General features: G+C 67.3%; 13 protein-coding genes. 9 read left to right on the plus strand and 4 right to left on the minus strand.

What is annotated here, in order from left to right; all coding sequences use genetic code 11:
• Positions 1-7: 7 nt before the first annotated feature.
• From AC6JAC_RS06220 to AC6JAC_RS06230, 3 genes are all read right to left on the minus strand, one after another.
• Positions 8-688 (minus strand): FadR/GntR family transcriptional regulator, encoded by a 681-nt coding sequence (locus tag AC6JAC_RS06220; protein WP_028272776.1) that lies wholly within the window; start codon positions 686-688, stop codon positions 8-10.
• Positions 685-1,917 (minus strand): MFS transporter, encoded by a 1,233-nt coding sequence (locus AC6JAC_RS06225; protein WP_497963958.1) that lies wholly within the window; start codon positions 1,915-1,917, stop codon positions 685-687. The genes AC6JAC_RS06220 and AC6JAC_RS06225 overlap by 4 nt, the downstream gene beginning before the upstream one ends.
• A gap of 105 nt (positions 1,918-2,022) precedes the next feature.
• On the minus strand, positions 2,023-3,465 hold the full coding sequence (locus AC6JAC_RS06230; RefSeq protein WP_028272774.1) for a PucR family transcriptional regulator: 1,443 nt from the start codon (positions 3,463-3,465) through the stop codon (positions 2,023-2,025).
• 167 nt (positions 3,466-3,632) lie between these two features.
• Here AC6JAC_RS06230 and AC6JAC_RS06235 point away from each other — a divergent pair, with 167 nt between their 5' ends.
• From AC6JAC_RS06235 to AC6JAC_RS06245, 3 genes are all read left to right on the plus strand, one after another.
• Positions 3,633-5,063: a gamma-aminobutyraldehyde dehydrogenase gene (locus AC6JAC_RS06235; RefSeq protein ID WP_497963960.1), complete on the plus strand. Its 1,431-nt coding sequence runs from the start codon at positions 3,633-3,635 to the stop codon at positions 5,061-5,063.
• Positions 5,064-5,159: 96 nt separating this feature from the next.
• Positions 5,160-6,530 (plus strand): 4-aminobutyrate--2-oxoglutarate transaminase, encoded by a 1,371-nt coding sequence (gene gabT / locus AC6JAC_RS06240; RefSeq protein WP_028272772.1) that lies wholly within the window; start codon positions 5,160-5,162, stop codon positions 6,528-6,530.
• A gap of 240 nt (positions 6,531-6,770) precedes the next feature.
• Positions 6,771-7,640, plus strand: a complete 870-nt coding sequence (locus tag AC6JAC_RS06245) for a universal stress protein (protein ID WP_028272771.1) — start codon at positions 6,771-6,773, stop codon at positions 7,638-7,640.
• Between the two features lie 142 nt (positions 7,641-7,782).
• On the opposite strand, the gene rarD is transcribed toward AC6JAC_RS06245, so the two are convergent.
• On the minus strand, positions 7,783-8,715 hold the full coding sequence (gene rarD / locus AC6JAC_RS06250; RefSeq protein WP_454699964.1) for an EamA family transporter RarD: 933 nt from the start codon (positions 8,713-8,715) through the stop codon (positions 7,783-7,785).
• Positions 8,716-8,973: 258 nt separating this feature from the next.
• On the opposite strand from rarD, the gene AC6JAC_RS06255 reads away from it, so the two are divergent.
• From AC6JAC_RS06255 to AC6JAC_RS06280, 6 genes are all read left to right on the plus strand, one after another.
• Complete coding sequence (locus AC6JAC_RS06255; RefSeq protein ID WP_347899672.1) at positions 8,974-9,984, plus strand: DNA topoisomerase IB; 1,011 nt, start codon at positions 8,974-8,976, stop codon at positions 9,982-9,984.
• A 68-nt stretch (positions 9,985-10,052) separates the two neighbouring features.
• Positions 10,053-11,519, plus strand: coding sequence for an FAD-dependent oxidoreductase (locus AC6JAC_RS06260; protein WP_497966771.1), 1,467 nt, complete (start codon positions 10,053-10,055; stop codon positions 11,517-11,519).
• A gap of 165 nt (positions 11,520-11,684) precedes the next feature.
• Positions 11,685-13,088, plus strand: coding sequence for a helix-turn-helix domain-containing protein (locus AC6JAC_RS06265; RefSeq protein WP_497963963.1), 1,404 nt, complete (start codon positions 11,685-11,687; stop codon positions 13,086-13,088).
• 126 nt (positions 13,089-13,214) lie between these two features.
• The gene (gene exaC / locus AC6JAC_RS06270; protein ID WP_028272766.1) at positions 13,215-14,738 is read left to right on the plus strand and encodes an acetaldehyde dehydrogenase ExaC; all 1,524 of its coding nucleotides are present in this window, start codon (positions 13,215-13,217) and stop codon (positions 14,736-14,738) included.
• A gap of 137 nt (positions 14,739-14,875) precedes the next feature.
• Entirely contained in the window at positions 14,876-15,898 is a 1,023-nt protein-coding gene (gene adhP, locus AC6JAC_RS06275) for an alcohol dehydrogenase AdhP (RefSeq protein WP_028272765.1), read from the plus strand.
• Positions 15,898-16,305 (plus strand): DUF779 domain-containing protein, encoded by a 408-nt coding sequence (locus AC6JAC_RS06280; RefSeq protein WP_028272764.1) that lies wholly within the window; start codon positions 15,898-15,900, stop codon positions 16,303-16,305. The genes adhP and AC6JAC_RS06280 overlap by 1 nt, the downstream gene beginning before the upstream one ends.
• The last annotated feature ends 193 nt before the right edge of the window (positions 16,306-16,498 follow it).

Consider the following 16,498-nt stretch of genomic DNA (forward strand, 5'->3'; position numbering starts at 1 on the left):
GCTCCGGCTACACGCCGAGCCACTCGGCGCAGGAGTTCAGGTTCCGGTTGACGCTGTCCACGGCAGCCGCTTCGTTGTGCGCCTCGATGGCATCCACCAGCTCGCCGTGCCCTTCGTCGGGGAGCCCGTTGAAGCCGCTGCGGCGCTGCTGCCGAAGCAGGTCGGCATGGAACACGCCGCCGAAGCTGACGTACAGCTCATGCAGCAGCGGATTCCCCGTAGCCTGCGCCACCAGCACATGGAAGTCCCAGTCGGCGCGGGCCCAGACGGGGTAGTCCTCAGCGTTCCAGGCGTCGCGTCGCTCCGCCAGCAGCGCCTTCATGGCGGCGATGTGTTCGGGTTGTGCGTTGCGGGCGGCCAGGCGGGCCGCCTGGGTGTCCAGCCCCACCCGGACTTCGAGGATGTGCTCCTGGGTGTGGTCCTTGTACATGCGCTGGGCCGCGCCGGAGATCTCGCTGGTGGCCCGGACGTAGGTGCCGTCGCCGCGGCGGACCTCCAGCATGCCGCTGTGGGCCAGCGCCTTGATGGCCTCGCGGAGCGTGCCCCGGGACACGCCCAGCCGGGCCATCAGCTCCGGCTCTGCGGGGATCTTCTGCTGCAGCTGCCATTCGCCGGAATGGATCATCTCGCGGAGCTTGTCCGTGATTTCGTCTGCCAGTACAGGCCGGGGTGAGGCGGTGAGGGTCATGGCTTGGTCCTTGCCGTCAGGAGGTGCCCCACCACGATCTGGGTCAGGGCGATGGCCAGCAGCAGGATCAGCGGCACGGTCCAGCCGCCCGTCGCGCTGTGCAGCAGGCCCATGCCGAACGGGCCCGCTGTGGCCAGCAGGTACCCCACGGACTGCGCCAGCGTGGACATGGCGGTGGTTTCCGCCGTCGACCGGCCGCTCCGGCTGATCATCACCATGACCAGCGGGAAGATGCCCAGGCCGAACCCCAGCAGCGCGGCGGGAACGGCGGCAAGCGCTGCGGGCAGCAGCATCAGGGCGGTAATGCCCAGGAGCATGGTGACACTTGCCAGGTAGAAGGCCGGGCGGAGCATCCGCGGGCGGGAGCCGATGGCCAGGAGCACCATGCCCGCCGGCACGGAGACCAGCTGCATCAGCCCGTACATCAGGCCGCTGTCCGTCGCGGTGAGCCCGGTGGTGGTGAGCATGTACGGGAACCAGCTCAGCACTGCATAGGCGAGCAGTGCCTGGAGCGTGAAGATGGCGGTGAGCAGTGCGCCTTTACGCGTCCGGATCAGCGGCCACGGGGAGATGCTGGCGCCTTGGCCGGGGGTGGCGTTCCGGTGCGCGTGGAGTGCCACCGGGAGGAAGCCGAGGAAGGCGGCCACGGAGAGCAGCCCGATGGAGCCAAGCCCCGCCGACGCCGATCCCAGGAGCTGGGCCACCGGGACCACCATCACGGCCGTGGCCGTGGCGCCCGTGGTCATGGTGACCGTGTAGAGGGCCGTCATGAGGGAGGTGCGGTCCGCGTAGTGCTCGCGGATGAAGGACGGCATAGCCACATTGCAGACGGCGAGCCCGGACATCCCCACCACGGTTCCGGTCAGCAGCATGCCCGTGGACGGGATGCCGCGGACCAGGAGCCCGGCGGCCAGCATTCCCAGGGCCAGAAGGATGGCTTTTTCCACGCCCATCCGGCGCGTCAGCCAGGATGTGGCCGCACCCGCCACCGCAAAGCACAGCGTGGGAACGGAGGGGATGACGGCGGCAACGAACGCACCGTAGCCCAGGACTTCCTGGAGGTCGTGGAGGAGGGCCGAGGCCCCGGTAATTCCGGCGCGGAGGTTGAGTCCGATCAGCACAAAGGCAATGATTCCAAAGACGACGACGGCGCGGGGCCGGGCTGCCTTTGCCCGCTCGGCAGGTGGGGTGTCAGTTCCGGGCGGTGCCGCCGTCGTCGTGGTTGCCATACTTAAACATTAGACGTTAGACGTTTGATGTTTGTAAAGATGTGGCAAACATCTCCGGACGGCCTGACGGCCGGACGGCCTGACGGCCGGACGGCTGGACGGCGCCTAACGCTGCTGGCGCTGGTTCAGCCGCTGCACCGCCAGGGCCAGCCAGAGCTGCACACGGTCCTGGGTCTGGGCGGGGTCATAGCCGGTCAGCTCGGTGATCTGCGCCAGCCGGTACCGCACGGTGTTGCGGTGCAGCGTCAGCTCTTCGGCGACGGCAGCCACCGAGCCGTTGTTGTTCAGGTAGCTTTCCAGCGTGGCCATCAGCTCGGCGCCGTGCAGGGCGTCGAAGTTCCGGAGCGGGTTGAGGGACTCGTTCGCCATGTCCGCCAGCGGCACATCCTCGCTGGCCAGGAGCAGCGACGTGAGGCTGAGGCGCTCGGGCTCGTTGACGGGCAGGCCGTGGCTGGCGGCGTCGCGCGCCTCGAAGTAGCTCCAGCGCACCCCGTTGGGTTTGGTGTAGGCGCCGCCGATGCCGATGGTGGCGTGGATGCCGGCCTCGGCCAGGTGGTCGCTGAGGTGCTTGGCCAGGGCTGCCGCCCCGCTGCCGTCGTCCTGGACAACGACGATCAGGTCCTTCCCGACGACGGCGGTCACGCCGTGCTCCAGCGGCCGCGGCATCGAGGAACTCACCAGCTGCTTGGGATGCGCCGCGGACTCGGCAAGGATAACCACGCTTTTGCGGGTGCTGTTGATGCCGATGCCGGCAAGCCGCCGGGCCGCCTCACTGGACTCCAGGGTCCCGTGGATCACGTCCTCCAGGACCTGGCCGGACAGCGCCCGCTGCGCTTGCCGCTGCTTGACCATGTTGTTCAACTCGACGCTGATGAGGTTCTGGGCATAACCCACGATGCCGGAGTCCTCGAACGGCTGCCGGACCCAGAGGGTGCACGCGTCACGCCGGCCGGTGGGGATGGGGTAGGAGGCCCACGTATCGGCTGTGGGGGCGGGGTTGCCGGCAACGCTGTTGTACAGCTGGGCGGTGAACTGGGTCAGGATAATGTCCGTGCGCAGCATGGAGCCAAGATTCTTGAGCAGTTCGGAGAGTCCCCCGCCGGTCAGCAGGGCGCGCGCCAGGATCTGGTGTCCCGCGATGAGCCGTTCCAGCTTCGCGTAGTGGTCCGCGGACTGGGCATCCGCCACCAGCTTGGTGATTGCAATGAACGGCGTCTCGTACGGGACTTCCACCACGGGAAGGCCCCAGCGGTTGGCCTCGGCAATCAGCGCCGGCGGAACCGCGTCGTGCGTCAGCCCGATCCCGAAGCCGATCCCCACTGCGCCTGCCCGCTGCACCTGCCGCACAAAGCGGCGCTGGTCCGGGGCGGACTTCAGTCGCATCCCGGTGGTGAGGACCAGTTCGCCGCCGTTGAGGAAGCGCTGCGGGTCCTCCTGCTCGGTGACGGCAACCCAGTGGATGTCCTGGTGCCACGTCGTCTCGGCAAGGCCGGATTTGACGAGCTTGAGCGATTGGACGCCCAGCAGGGCGGCGAGGGAAATTGCCATGGATTCAGGATAACTGCGCGCTGGGCAACCGCACTAAAGGATTCGGCGGATGGTGTGCAGGTGGCTATTCCCTGCGTAGTGGCCCTGGCATAGGCTCAGGAGCAGTCGCAACACTGGGCCGGTGGCAGAACCGGTTACAGAAACCAGCATGAAAGAGGTTGAACACCGTGGTCCAAACCTTGCAGAACTTCATCAATGGCGAGTTCGTCACGCCCGCCGGAACCGGTCTGCTGGACATCGTGAATCCCACCAACGGTGAGGTGGTGGCGAAATCGCCCATCTCCGTCCAGGCCGACGTCGATGCCGCCATGACCGCTGCCAAGGATGCCTTCAAGACCTGGAAGCACGTCACCCCGGCGCAGCGCCAGCTGATGCTGCTCAAGCTTGCGGACGCCGTCGAGGCCAACAGCGATGAACTCGTCGAAGCCCAGCACCGCAACACAGGCCAGGTCCGTTCGCTGATCGCCTCCGAGGAAGTGGCCGCCGGTGCCGACCAGCTGCGCTTCTTCGCCGGCGCCGCCCGCATCCTCGAAGGCAAGTCGGCCGGCGAGTACTTCGAGGGCCACACCTCCTACGTGCGCCGCGAGCCCATCGGCGTCGTGGCCCAGGTTGCCCCCTGGAACTACCCGTTCCTGATGGCCATCTGGAAGATCGGCCCCGCGCTCGCCGCCGGCAACACCGTGGTGCTCAAGCCCTCGGACACCACTCCAGAGTCCACCCTGGTCCTCGCCCGCCTCGCCGGGGAGATCTTCCCGGCCGGCGTCCTCAACGTGGTGCTTGGCACCGGCGAAACCGGCGCCATGATGGTGGAGCACAAGGTCCCCGGCCTTGTCTCCATCACCGGCTCCGTCCGGGCCGGCATCGCCGTGGCCTCCGGTGCCGCCAAGGGACTCAAGCGCGCCCACCTGGAGCTCGGCGGCAAGGCCCCGGCCATCGTCTTCAAGGACGCCGACATCAAGAAGAGCGCCGCGGCCATCGCCGAGTTCGCGTTCTTCAACGCCGGCCAGGACTGCACCGCCATCACCCGCGTTCTGGTGGAAGACTCCGTTCACGACGACGTCGTGGCAGCCATGGTGGAACACACCAAGACCCTGCACACGGGCTCGCAGAACGACGAGGACAACTACTTCGGCCCGCTCAACAACGTGAACCACTTCAACGCCGTGACGTCTGTGGTGGAGCACCTGCCGGCGAACTGCAATATTGTCACCGGCGGCCACCGGGCGGGGGACAAGGGCTTCTTCTTCGAGCCCACCATCGTCACCGGCGCCAAGCAGACCGACGACATTGTCCAGAAGGAAACCTTCGGGCCGGTCATCACCGTGCAGAAGTTCAGCACCGAGGCCGAAGCCGTGGAGCTGGCGAATGACGTCGACTACGCCCTGGCCTCCAGCGTCTGGACCACCGACCACGGCACGGCCATGCGCGTCAGCCGCGACCTGGATTTCGGCGCGGTGTGGATCAACACCCACATCCTGCTGACCGCTGAAATGCCGCACGGCGGCTTCAAGCAGTCCGGCTACGGCAAGGACCTCTCCATGTACGGCGTCGAGGACTACACGCGCATCAAGCACGTGATGTCTGCGCTCGACGCATAACTCAGACGCATAATCCCCACCGGCACCCTAACCTCGCTTCGCTTCGGCCAGGGAACCCGGCCGGCGTGGCCCCACCCAGTCCAGAAAGGCATTCCCATGACTGCAACCGCCCATGACCTCACCTTCCGTCTCGAGCAGAAACGCCGCGTCCAGGCCGACTTCCCGGGCCCCAAGTCCGTCGCCCTGACCGAACGCCGGAAGGCCGTTGTGGCAGCCGGCGTCGCCTCCAGCGTCCCCGTCTTCGTGGCGGACGCCGACGGCGGAATCATCCACGACGTCGACGGCAACTCGTTCATCGACCTCGGCTCGGGCATCGCGGTGACCAGCGTCGGGGCGTCCGATCCCGCCGTCGTCGGCGCCGTGAAGGAAGCCGTGGAGCACTTCACCCACACCTGCTTCATGGTCACCCCGTACGAAGGCTATGTGGCCGTCGCCGAGCAGCTGAACCGCCTCACCCCCGGCGACCACGAGAAGCGCACGGTCCTGTTCAACTCCGGTGCCGAAGCAGTGGAAAACGCCGTCAAGGTGGCCCGCCTCGCTACCGGACGTGACGCCGTCGTCGCCTTTGACCACGCATACCACGGCCGCACCAACCTGACCATGGCCCTGACCGCCAAGGCCATGCCGTACAAGACCAACTTCGGCCCGTTCGCGCCCGAGGTCTACCGCATGCCCATGAGCTACCCGTTCCGCGAGGAAAACCCCTCGATCACCGGTGCAGAGGCCGCCAAGCGCGCCATCACCATGATCGAGAAGCAGATCGGCGGCGAGTCCGTGGCTGCGATCATCATCGAACCGATCCAGGGCGAGGGCGGCTTCATCGTCCCGGCCGACGGCTTCCTGCCGGCACTGGCCGCCTGGGCCAAGGACAAGGGCATCGTCTTCATTGCCGACGAAGTCCAGTCCGGTTTCTGCCGCACGGGCGAATGGTTCGCCGTGAACCACGAGGGTGTTGTCCCGGACATCATCACCATGGCCAAGGGCATCGCCGGCGGCATGCCGCTCTCCGCGATCACCGGCCGCGCAGACCTGCTCGACGCCGTCCACCCGGGCGGCCTCGGCGGCACCTACGGCGGCAACCCGGTGGCCTGCGCCGCGGCCCTCGCGTCGATCGGCTCCATGGAGGAATACGACCTCAACGGCCGTGCCAAGCACATCGAGGAACTGGCCACCGGCCGCCTTCGCGAACTGCAGGCTGAGCTTGCCGGTTCGGAGAAGTCCGTGATCGGCGACATCCGCGGCCGCGGCGCCATGCTGGCCATCGAGCTCGTGCAGGCCGGCTCCAAGGAACCCAACCCGGAGCTGACCAAGGCCGTTGCAGCCGCCTGCCTCAAGGAAGGCGTCATCATCCTCACCTGCGGCACGTACGGCAACGTCATCCGGCTGCTGCCCCCGCTGGTCATCGGCGACGAGCTGCTGCTGGACGGCCTCGAGGTGCTGGCCGCCGCCATCAAGGCGCACGCCTAGCCAGTGATGGCGCACGCCTAGCCAGTGATGGCGCACGCCTAGCCACTGTCATGACAGCCGGAGAGCCGCGGACCGATGGTCCGCGGCTCTCCGTGTTTTCCGGTGGAAAATGTCCCCCCTCATTGGTGCCCGTGTGGGCTAGAGTCAGCAGTACCACTGCAGGAACGCAGACCGGCCGACGTCGCCCGGGAACCCCGGGCGAGGCTGGATTCTGCCCCAGACCCAAAGAGGGGTTCACCCATGCGATACGTAGTTGGCTACACACCAAACGAACGCGGCGCGGATGCCGTTGCCCTGGCCACCGCGTTGGCCCGGGCGCAGGGCGCGCAGCTGGATCTGGTCTTTGTAGTGGACAAGGGGCTGCATGTTGCCCAGGACGTGGCGAGCGGGCATGTCCTCGCCAACGAGAAGTCCGTGCAGGACGCACAGCGCGAAGGACTCAGCCTGGTCCCGGACGATGTCCCCGTGGAGTTCCACGCGCGGCACGCGGACTCGTTCGCCGCGGGACTGATCGAAGCCGCCGTTGACCACGACGCCGCGCTGATCGTGGTGGGGGCGGCGAGCAACGGCCTGTTCAAGCGCCACACCGTGGGCAGCGTGGCCAACGGACTCCTGCATGCTTCGCCCGTGCCCGTCGCGCTGGCTCCGCGCGGCTACCGCCGTACGGAGGCCATCACCCGGCTGACCCTCGCCGTCGGCCAGCGTGCCGGCGCGGAAGCGGCGATCGACGTCGCCATCGGGGCGGCCGGACGCCGGAGCGTGCCGCTGCGGATGGTCTCCCTGGTGGAGCTCGACGCCGAAGGGGACCCGGGCGAAGTGGTCAACGCGGCTCACATCCACGCGAACACCGTGCTCACCGAAGCGTCGCGCCGCCTGCCTGAGGGGCACCACGTCACGGTGGAAGTGGCGCACGGCCGCACCATCGAGGAGTGCATCGACGACCTTGAATGGGACGACGGCGAGATCCTGATTGTGGGGTCCTCGCGCCTGGCGGAGAAGAATAAGCTGTTCATTGGCAGCACGGCCAACAAGGTGCTCCGCGCGTTGCCCGTGCCCATGGTGGTCATCCCGCGCGAGTACGAGCGGGTGGACACGGCCATGGCGCCCTGACCCGCCGCGGCACCTCCAGCGCGAACGGGCAGAGCGCGAACGGGCATTTGCGGCCCCGAAGCAGAGCGCGAACGGGCAGATAATGCCCTCAAAAAGCGAAAAACAGGGCATTATCTGCCCGTTCGCGCTGAGCGGGCGGGGCTTAAGTGTCCGCTCGCGCTTCCCGCAGCGCACGCTTCCGGGCCACGGAGTTCCGGCGCGTCGCGGCAAGCATGTCCACGGTCAGCACCAGCAGAGCCAGCCACACCACGCCGAAGCCGATCCAGCGGTCCAGGGTCATGGCCTCCCTGAACACCACCAGGGCAACGATGAACTGGAGCACGGGCGCGAAGTACTGCAGCAGCCCGATGGTGGTCATGGGCAGGCGGCGGGCGGACGCTCCGAAGAACAGCAGCGGCACGGCCGTGATCACGCCCGAGGAAACCAGCAGCCAGAAGTGGGTGGAGCCCTGGGTTCCGAGGGTGTTGGTGCCGCTGACGGCAAGGAAGATCATCGTGGCGGCCGCCAGGGGAGTGAGCACCACCGTCTCCATCGTCAGGCTGGTCACTGCGTCAGCCTTGGGACCGATCCGTTTCTTCACGAAGCCGTAGAGCCCGAAGCTCACCGCCAGCGTCAGCGCGATCCACGGGAGTTTGCCGTACGAAAACGTCAGGACCACCACAGCAATGAAACCGATGCCGACGGCGGCCCACTGGAGCGGCCGCAGCTTTTCCTTCAGCACGAACACGCCCAGCAGGACGGAGACGAGGGGGTTGATGAAGTAGCCCAGGGCAGCCTCCACGGCCTGGCCGGTGGTCACGCCGTACGTATACGTCAGCCAGTTCACTGCGATGAGGGCTGCGGCGATGGACAACGTGCCGAAAATGGCACGGTCACGGAACGCTGCCGCCAGGACGCCCCAGGAACGGGTAACCGTCACCAGCAGCGTGCAGAACACCAGCGACCACACCACCCGGTTTGCCACGATTTCCACTGCACCGGCGGGCTGCAGCACGAAGAAGTACAGGGGCAGCAGCCCCCAGAGTCCGTACGCGCCGATCCCGAAGAGGACACCCGCCGTCGTATCCTTGTCCACTGCCTTAAGCGCGACGCCGGGGCGTGGCGGCCGTCCGCCGGACGCGCCGTGGGACGCGGCACCGGAAACATGGCGGCCCGGTGCGGTCATGGCAGTGGGGGTGGCGGTTCCGTCGGGTGTAGGCACACGATCAATAACACCACCTCCGCCGGCGGTATTCCGCCAACACGGTGCCGATACTCCGGGAACGGTATCCCAGGGGCTTGCGGTACTCAGTACGCTTACCACTATGAACTCGCATCCTGAGCGGGCCCCCCGGTGAGGCTCCGCCACAGCAACGCCTCGGGGAGGGGCTACCGGCGGCTGGCCGCGGGCACCGGCTTCACGTACCGCGACCTGGACGGTTCCACCCTCCCCCCGGGTCCTGTCCGGGAGCGGCTGGAGAGCATCGGCATTCCGCCGGCCTGGACAGACGTGTGGATTGCGCCCTACGACAACGGCCACATCCAGGCCACCGGACTGGACGCCGTGGGCCGCCGGCAGTACATCTACCACCCGGCCTGGCGCGAGAAGAAGGACCGGCTCAAGTTCGACCGTGCCCTTCAGCTCGCCGAATCCCTGCCGGGCGCGCGCAGGCTGGTCACCATGGACCTCCGCGGCGAGGGATTCTCCCGCGAACGGGTCCTGGCGGGTGCCTTCCGGATGCTGGACAGCGGATCGCTGCGGGTCGGATCGGAACGGTACACCAACGAGAACGGCAGCCACGGCCTGGCCACCCTGCTGTGCGCCCACGTGAAAGTGAAGCAGGAGGCCCTCCGGCTCAGCTTCCCCGCCAAGAGCGGCAAAACCTGGGACTCGGAAATCGACGACGCCGACCTCGCCGCCCTTGTCCGTTCGCTCAAGCGCCGCGGTGGTAACGCCAGGCTCCTGGCGTACAAGAACGGACGCAGCTGGCATCCCGTGGGCAGTGCGGAGATCAACGACTACGTGAAGGAACGCACCGGCGCCGACTTCACGGCCAAGGATTTCCGCACCCTCCGGGGCACGGTGGCGGCAGCCGTCAGCCTCGCCCGGTCCGGGCCGCAGGCGACGGTGGCCGCGAAGAAACGGGCCATCAGCCTGGCGATGCAGGACGCTGCGGCGGTGCTGGGGAACACGCCGTCGATCGCCCGGAAAAGCTATGTGGATCCCCGGCTGCTGGATCATTTTTCCGCGGGGGAGACCATCGACCCGCACCGGACGGGCTCGGCCGAATCCGAACTGCGCGCCCTGCTGTACCGGGAGGGCGACGTCGTATCCCTCAATAACTCCCCGAGGAAAGCGGGCTGACCACTTAGAATGGGGGAATTGTGCGCTAAGTGACCTGGCGCAGTCTCTCAGTTCTGGAAGGGCTCCCGGTGTCCAATTCGGCCGAAACCACCCCCAAACGTCCACTCCGCGTCGCGATCGTCGGCGCCGGGCCGGCCGGCGTCTACGCTGCGGACATCCTGACCAAGTCCAACGAGGTCAAGGACGGCGACTTTGAAGTCAGCATCGACCTCTTCGAGGCCTACCCTGCGCCGTACGGCCTGATCCGCTACGGCGTGGCTCCGGACCATCCGCGCATCAAGGGCATCGTCAACGCCCTGCACAAAGTCCTGGACCGGGGCGACATTCGCTTCCTCGGCAACGTGACCTACGGCCGCGACCTGAAACTCCATGATTTCCGTGCCTTCTACGACGCCGTGATTTTCTCCACGGGCGCCATCAAGGACGCGGACCTGAACATTCCCGGCGTCGAACTCGAGGGCTCCTACGGGGGCGCCGACTTCGTTTCCTGGTACGACGGCCACCCCGACGTTTCCCGTGACTGGCCGCTGGACGCCAAGGAAATCGCCGTGATCGGCAACGGCAACGTGGCCCTGGACGTGGCCCGCATGCTGGTGAAGCACGCCGACGAGCTGCTGTCCACGGAAATCCCGGACAACGTCTACCGGACGCTGAAGAACTCCCCGGTCACGGACGTGCACGTCTTCGGCCGCCGCGGCCCGGCCCAGGTGAAGTTCACCCCGCTGGAACTGCGTGAACTGAGCCACGCCAAGGACGTGGACATCGTGCTGTACCCGGAGGACTTTGAGTTCGACGAAGCCTCCGAGGAAGCCATCCGCACGAACAACCAGACCAAGACCATGGTGAACACCATGACCAACTGGCTGGTCGAAGAGCACGCCGAAGCCGAAGTCCCCTCCTCCCGCCGGCTTCACCTGCACTTCCTGCACAGCCCGGTCGAAATCTACAGCGGCGAACCGGCCGCCGCGGGCAACAGTGCTGCCGCCGGCAAGGTTGCGGGCATCAAGTTTGAGCGGATGCAGCTGGACGGCACCGGCAACGTCAAAGGCACCGGGGAGTACATCGACTACCCCGTCCAGGCTGTCTACCGGGCCATCGGGTACCACGGATCGCCGCTGGACGAACTCGAATACGACGCCAAGGCAGGCGTCATCCCCAACGAGGGCGGCCGGGTCCTCGACCGGGACGGCAATCCCGTCCCGGGGATCTACGCCACCGGCTGGATCAAGCGCGGTCCGGTCGGCCTCATCGGGCACACCAAGGGCGACGCCCTGGAGACCATCGGCTGTCTGCTCGAGGACCGGCTGACCCTGCCGCCGGCGCAGAACCCGGATCCGCACGCCATCATCGCCCTGCTCGAGGAGCGCGGTGTGGAGTACACCACCTGGGAAGGCTGGAACAGGCTCGACGCGCACGAAGTAGCCCTCGGGAAGGCGTGGACGGAAGCGGAAGCGGATACCGGCGTCGTGCGTGAACGGGTGAAGGTTGTGCCGCGCGAGGAAATGATCCGCATCTCCCGCAGCGCCGGGGACTGACCCCGCTCCTGGAGGGTGCACTGACCGGCGCCCACTGACCGGTGCCCACTGACCGGTGCCCCCTGACCGGTGGCGGCGGCGCGGGGCGGGAACTAGACTGTCCGGACCAAGCCACTTCGGCATGCCGTCACGCCTGGCACACTGTTGTGCCGGCAGGGGAGTCCAATGAGGAAAACAATGCAGCCGGCCGTCCCCGGCAGCGCGGACAGCCGCGACGCTGCGGCACTGCTCCAGCGGCATGCCCTCGCGGGCCACGAGCTGCTGGCCGGACCCGGCCCGCTCAGTGCCGGCACCTCGGGCCAGGCCAATAACGTTCGTGTGCCCGGACTGCGCAGCCTCGTGGAGGAATCCTGGCAGCGCTCAGTCCAGTTCCGGGCGAATCCGGACAACCCGGAAGCGCCGCTGGCCATGGACCGGGAAGAGCTGGACGAATACCGCAGCCAGCATCCCCTGGCCACCATCATGCCCGTCATCCATAAGCTCCTGGTCCTGCCCAGCCACGACAGCGGACTGCTGATCGCCGTGGGTGACGACGTGGGCCGGCTCCTCTGGGTGGAGGGCGACGCCGTGACGCAGCGCCGGGCCGAGGGCATGATGTTCGTGGCCGGCGCCGACTGGTCCGAGGCCAGCGTGGGAACCAGCGCTCCCGGCACAGCCCTGGCCCTGGGCCGCAGCATCCAGATTTCCGGTGCTGAACACTACAAGCGCTCCGTCCACCCCTGGAGCTGCACGGCTGTGCCGTTCCACGATCCCGATTCCGGCGCCCTGCTGGGGGTGGTGGACATTACCGGCACCGAATCCGCCGTCGCACCGCACACACTCTCACTGGTGGAGGCCACCGTTGCCGCGGCCCAGGCCCAGTTGCGCGTGGAGAGGCTCCAGCTGGCGGCCGCGCGCCAGGCGGCACCGGCCCGACGGCGGTCCGCGGCTTCCGCCGGGCGGACGGCGTCCGCTGCCGGCACCGGCAGCCTCTACCGCAACAGCCTCCAGATCCTGGGCCGGGACCAGGCACTGCTCAGCATCGAGGGCCGCACCGTGGCGCTCTCGGCCCGGCACAGCGAAATCCTGGCGCTTCTCAGCGTCCACCCGGACGGTCTCAGCGCGGAGGAACTCTGCACGCTGCTCTATCCGGGCGAAGGCTCCTCCATGACGCTCCGGCCCGAGATGGTGCGCCTGCGCAAGGTCCTCCAACAGCTCAGCCCGGAGGCCGTCCCCGGCTCCCGCCCCTACCGGCTGCCGATGGACCTGATGCCGGACTCCGGCCAGGTCCTCAACTGCCTGCAGCGCGGGGCCCACCGCATCGCCCTGGAGATCTACCGCGGCGCCGTGCTGCCCCGCTCGGAAGCGCCGGGCATCGTCGACCTCAGGGACCGCGTCTCCTCGCTGCTGCGCGAAGCGGTGCTCACCGACGGCAGCGCCGATGCGCTCCTGAAGTACGCGGAACTGCCGGAAGCCAAGAACGACGTCGGCGTCCGCACCGCCGCGCTGCGGCTCCTTCCGCCGCGCTCGCCCAAGCGGGCCGCCGTCGTCGCCGATCTTGAACGGCTGGAAACCGAACTGAGCGCCTGACCTCCCGCAACGTGAGCCGGGTCACTTAGGTTGCAACCTGACTGCAACCTCCCCGCTCCTACGCTGAATGCAACGGCGGCCGCCAGCACTGGCCGCCAATCATCTTGCACAGCAAAGGAGCTAGCAATGACTGTCTACGCACAGCCCGGTACCGAGGGTTCGAAGGTCACGTTCAAGGACCGCTACGAGAACTGGATCGGCGGCGAGTGGGTTGCCCCCGTCAAGGGCCAGTACTTCGAGAACATCACCCCGGTCACCGGCAAGGCATTCTGCGAGGTGGCCCGCGGCACGGCCGAGGACATCGAACTGGCACTGGACGCCGCACACAAGATCGCACCCTCCTGGGGCAAGACGTCCGTTGCGGAGCGCGCGGCGATCCTGAACAAGATCGCGGACCGCATCGACGAAAACCTCGAGATGCTCGCCGTCGCCGAGTCCTGGGACAACGGCAAGCCGATCCGCGAAACGCTCAATGCGGACATTCCGCTGGCCGCAGACCACTTCCGCTACTTCGCCTCCGCCGTCCGCGCCCAGGAAGGCCGCCTGTCCCAGCTCGACGACGACACCACCGCGTACCACTACCACGAGCCGCTCGGCGTCGTGGGCCAGATCATCCCGTGGAACTTCCCGATCCTGATGGCCGTCTGGAAGCTCGCCCCGGCACTCGCCGCCGGCAACGCCGTGGTCCTCAAGCCGGCCGAGCAGACGCCGTCGTCCATCCTCGTCCTGATGGAGCTCATCAGCGACATCCTGCCTGCAGGCGTCGTCAACGTGGTCAACGGCTTCGGCGTCGAAGCCGGAAAGCCGCTCGCTTCCAGCCCGCGGATCCGCAAGATCGCCTTCACCGGTGAAACCACCACCGGCCGGCTGATCAGCCAGTACGCGTCCCAGAACCTGATCCCGGTCACCCTGGAACTGGGCGGCAAGAGCCCCAACATCTTCTTCAACGACGTTGCCGAGAACAACGATGCGTTCTACGACAAGGCGCAGGAGGGCTTCGCCCTGTTTGCCTTCAACCAGGGCGAAGTCTGCACCTGCCCGTCCCGCGCCCTGGTCCAGGAGGACATCTACGACTCCTTCATGGCCGACGCCGTGGCACGGGTGGAGAAGATGATCCAGGGCAACCCGCTGGACACCGAAACCCAGGTGGGCGCCCAGGCCTCCAACGACCAGCTGGAGAAGATCCTCTCCTACATCGACATCGGAAAGCAGGAGGGCGCGAAGGTGCTCACCGGCGGCGGCCGCGCTGAATTGCCCGGCGACCTGGCCGGCGGCTTCTACGTCCAGCCCACCGTCTTCGAAGGCCACAACAAGATGCGGATCTTCCAGGAGGAGATCTTCGGCCCGGTGGTTTCCGTGACACGCTTCAGCGACTACAACGACGCCATGGGCATCGCCAACGACACCCTGTACGGCCTTGGCGCCGGTGTCTGGTCCCGCAACGGCAACGTGGCCTACCGCGCCGGCCGCGAGATCCAGGCCGGCCGCGTCTGGGTCAACAACTACCACGCCTACCCGGCCGGCGCCGCGTTCGGCGGCTACAAGTCCTCCGGCATCGGACGTGAGAACCACTCCATGATGCTGGACCACTACCAGCAGACCAAGAACCTGCTGGTCAGCTACAACGAAAACAAGCTCGGCTTCTTCTAGGCCGCACCAAGCCCGGGCGGGGACGGATTGCACGCATCCGTTCCCGCCCGCACCACCTGGACACCCCTCAGGAAGGCAGCAACACCCCTACAGCCCGATCCCTAAAGCAACGCTTTAACGACGCAAGGATTTCGCCAATGACGACGACAATGCAAGCAGCCGTAGTGACAGAATTCGGAAAAGACCTCCAGATCCAGGACATCCCCGTCCCCACCCCGGGCCGCGGACAGGCGCTGGTCAAGGTCATCACCACGGGCGTGTGCCACACGGACCTGCACGCCGCCGAAGGGGACTGGCCGGTCAAGCCGTCGCCGCCCTTTGTACCCGGCCACGAAGGCGTGGGCGAAGTGGTAGCGCTCGGCGACGGTGTCACCGACCTCGCCGTCGGAGACCTCGTAGGCAACGCCTGGCTCTGGTCCGCCTGCGGCGACTGCCAGTACTGCCGCACCGGCTGGGAAACCCTGTGCGAAGCGCAGAAGAATGCCGGGTACAGCGTGGACGGCTCCTTCGGGCAGTACATGCTGGTGGACAGCCGCTTTGCCGCCCGCATCCCCGCGGGCTCGGACCCGGTGGAGGTCGCCCCGGTGCTTTGTGCCGGCGTCACCGTCTACAAGGGCCTGAAGATGACGGAGGCCAAGCCGGGCCAATGGGTCACCATTTCCGGTATCGGCGGCCTGGGCCACATCGCGGTCCAGTACGCCGTGGCCATGGGCCTGCGGGTTGCCGCAGTGGACATCGCCGACGACAAACTCGCCTTAGCCAAGAAACACGGCGCCGAACTGACCGTCAACGCCCTCCATGAGGACCCGGTGGAAGTCATTCAGCGTGAAACCGGAGGTTGCCATGGAGTCCTGGTCACGGCAGTGCACCCGTCAGCCTTTGGGCAGGCGATCGGGATGGCCCGGCGGGGCGGCACGATCGTGTTCAACGGCCTCCCGCCGGGCGACTTCCCGGCACCGATCTTCGAGATTGTGCTCAAGGGCCTGACCGTCCGGGGCTCGATCGTGGGAACCCGGCAGGACCTCGAGGAAGCCCTGGAGTTCTACGCGCAGGGCAAGATCCACCCCACGGTTTCCACCCGGGACCTTTCCGAAGTCAACGCGGTCCTGGACGAAATGAAGCACGCCAAGATCGACGGCCGTGTGGTGCTGAGGTTCTGATGCCCGATACCAGGCTCGAAGCCGCGGTGACGCTGCCCGGGGAGGACTTCTCCCGGGTGGCGCTCACCGGGGAGGCCGTCCAACTACTCCGGATGTTGTGGGGCCAGCACGGTCCCCTGATGTTCCACCAGTCCGGCGGCTGCTGCGACGGCTCCTCGCCCATGTGCTACCCGGCGGGTGATTTCATCACGGCGGAGGCGGACGTCCTCCTGGGGCTGTTCGACATCGCCGACGGTGTGGAGCCGAAGCCGCTCGAGTTCTGGATGTCCAGGGAGCAGTTCAACTACTGGAGCCACACCCACCTGACAGTGGATGTGGTGCAGGGCCGGGGGAGCGGGTTCTCGGTGGAGGCGCCGGAAGGGAAGCGGTTCCTCATCCGGTCAACACTGATGGACTGGCCGTCCTGAGCGGCCCCGCCCGGTAGCCGCCCCGCCCGGTAGCGGCCCCGCCCGAACACGGCGCCGAAACACAGCGCGAACGAACAGTTGCGGCCCCTCTCCCGAGGGGCCGCAACTGTTCGTTCCCGCGTCTCGTTCCCGCGTCTCGTTCCCGCGTCGGAATCGCCGGTCCGGACCGCCGAGATCGTCGTTCCGAGCCGTT

It is taken from the genome of Arthrobacter sp. KUASC02, from assembly GCF_059739395.1.

What these genes read in the sequence shown, in the direction of transcription:
- AC6JAC_RS06220 (WP_028272776.1), bottom strand. Translation starts at nt 688, where the DNA reads ATGACCCTCACCGCCTCACCCCGGCCTGTACTGGCAGACGAAATCACG.
- AC6JAC_RS06225 (WP_497963958.1), bottom strand. Translation starts at nt 1,917, where the DNA reads ATGGCAACCACGACGACGGCGGCACCGCCCGGAACTGACACCCCACCT.
- AC6JAC_RS06230 (WP_028272774.1), bottom strand. Translation starts at nt 3,465, where the DNA reads ATGGCAATTTCCCTCGCCGCCCTGCTGGGCGTCCAATCGCTCAAGCTC.
- gabT (WP_028272772.1), top strand. Translation starts at nt 5,160, where the DNA reads ATGACTGCAACCGCCCATGACCTCACCTTCCGTCTCGAGCAGAAACGC.
- AC6JAC_RS06245 (WP_028272771.1), top strand. Translation starts at nt 6,771, where the DNA reads ATGCGATACGTAGTTGGCTACACACCAAACGAACGCGGCGCGGATGCC.
- AC6JAC_RS06265 (WP_497963963.1), top strand. Translation starts at nt 11,685, where the DNA reads ATGAGGAAAACAATGCAGCCGGCCGTCCCCGGCAGCGCGGACAGCCGC.
- exaC (WP_028272766.1), top strand. Translation starts at nt 13,215, where the DNA reads ATGACTGTCTACGCACAGCCCGGTACCGAGGGTTCGAAGGTCACGTTC.
- adhP (WP_028272765.1), top strand. Translation starts at nt 14,876, where the DNA reads ATGACGACGACAATGCAAGCAGCCGTAGTGACAGAATTCGGAAAAGAC.
- AC6JAC_RS06280 (WP_028272764.1), top strand. Translation starts at nt 15,898, where the DNA reads ATGCCCGATACCAGGCTCGAAGCCGCGGTGACGCTGCCCGGGGAGGAC.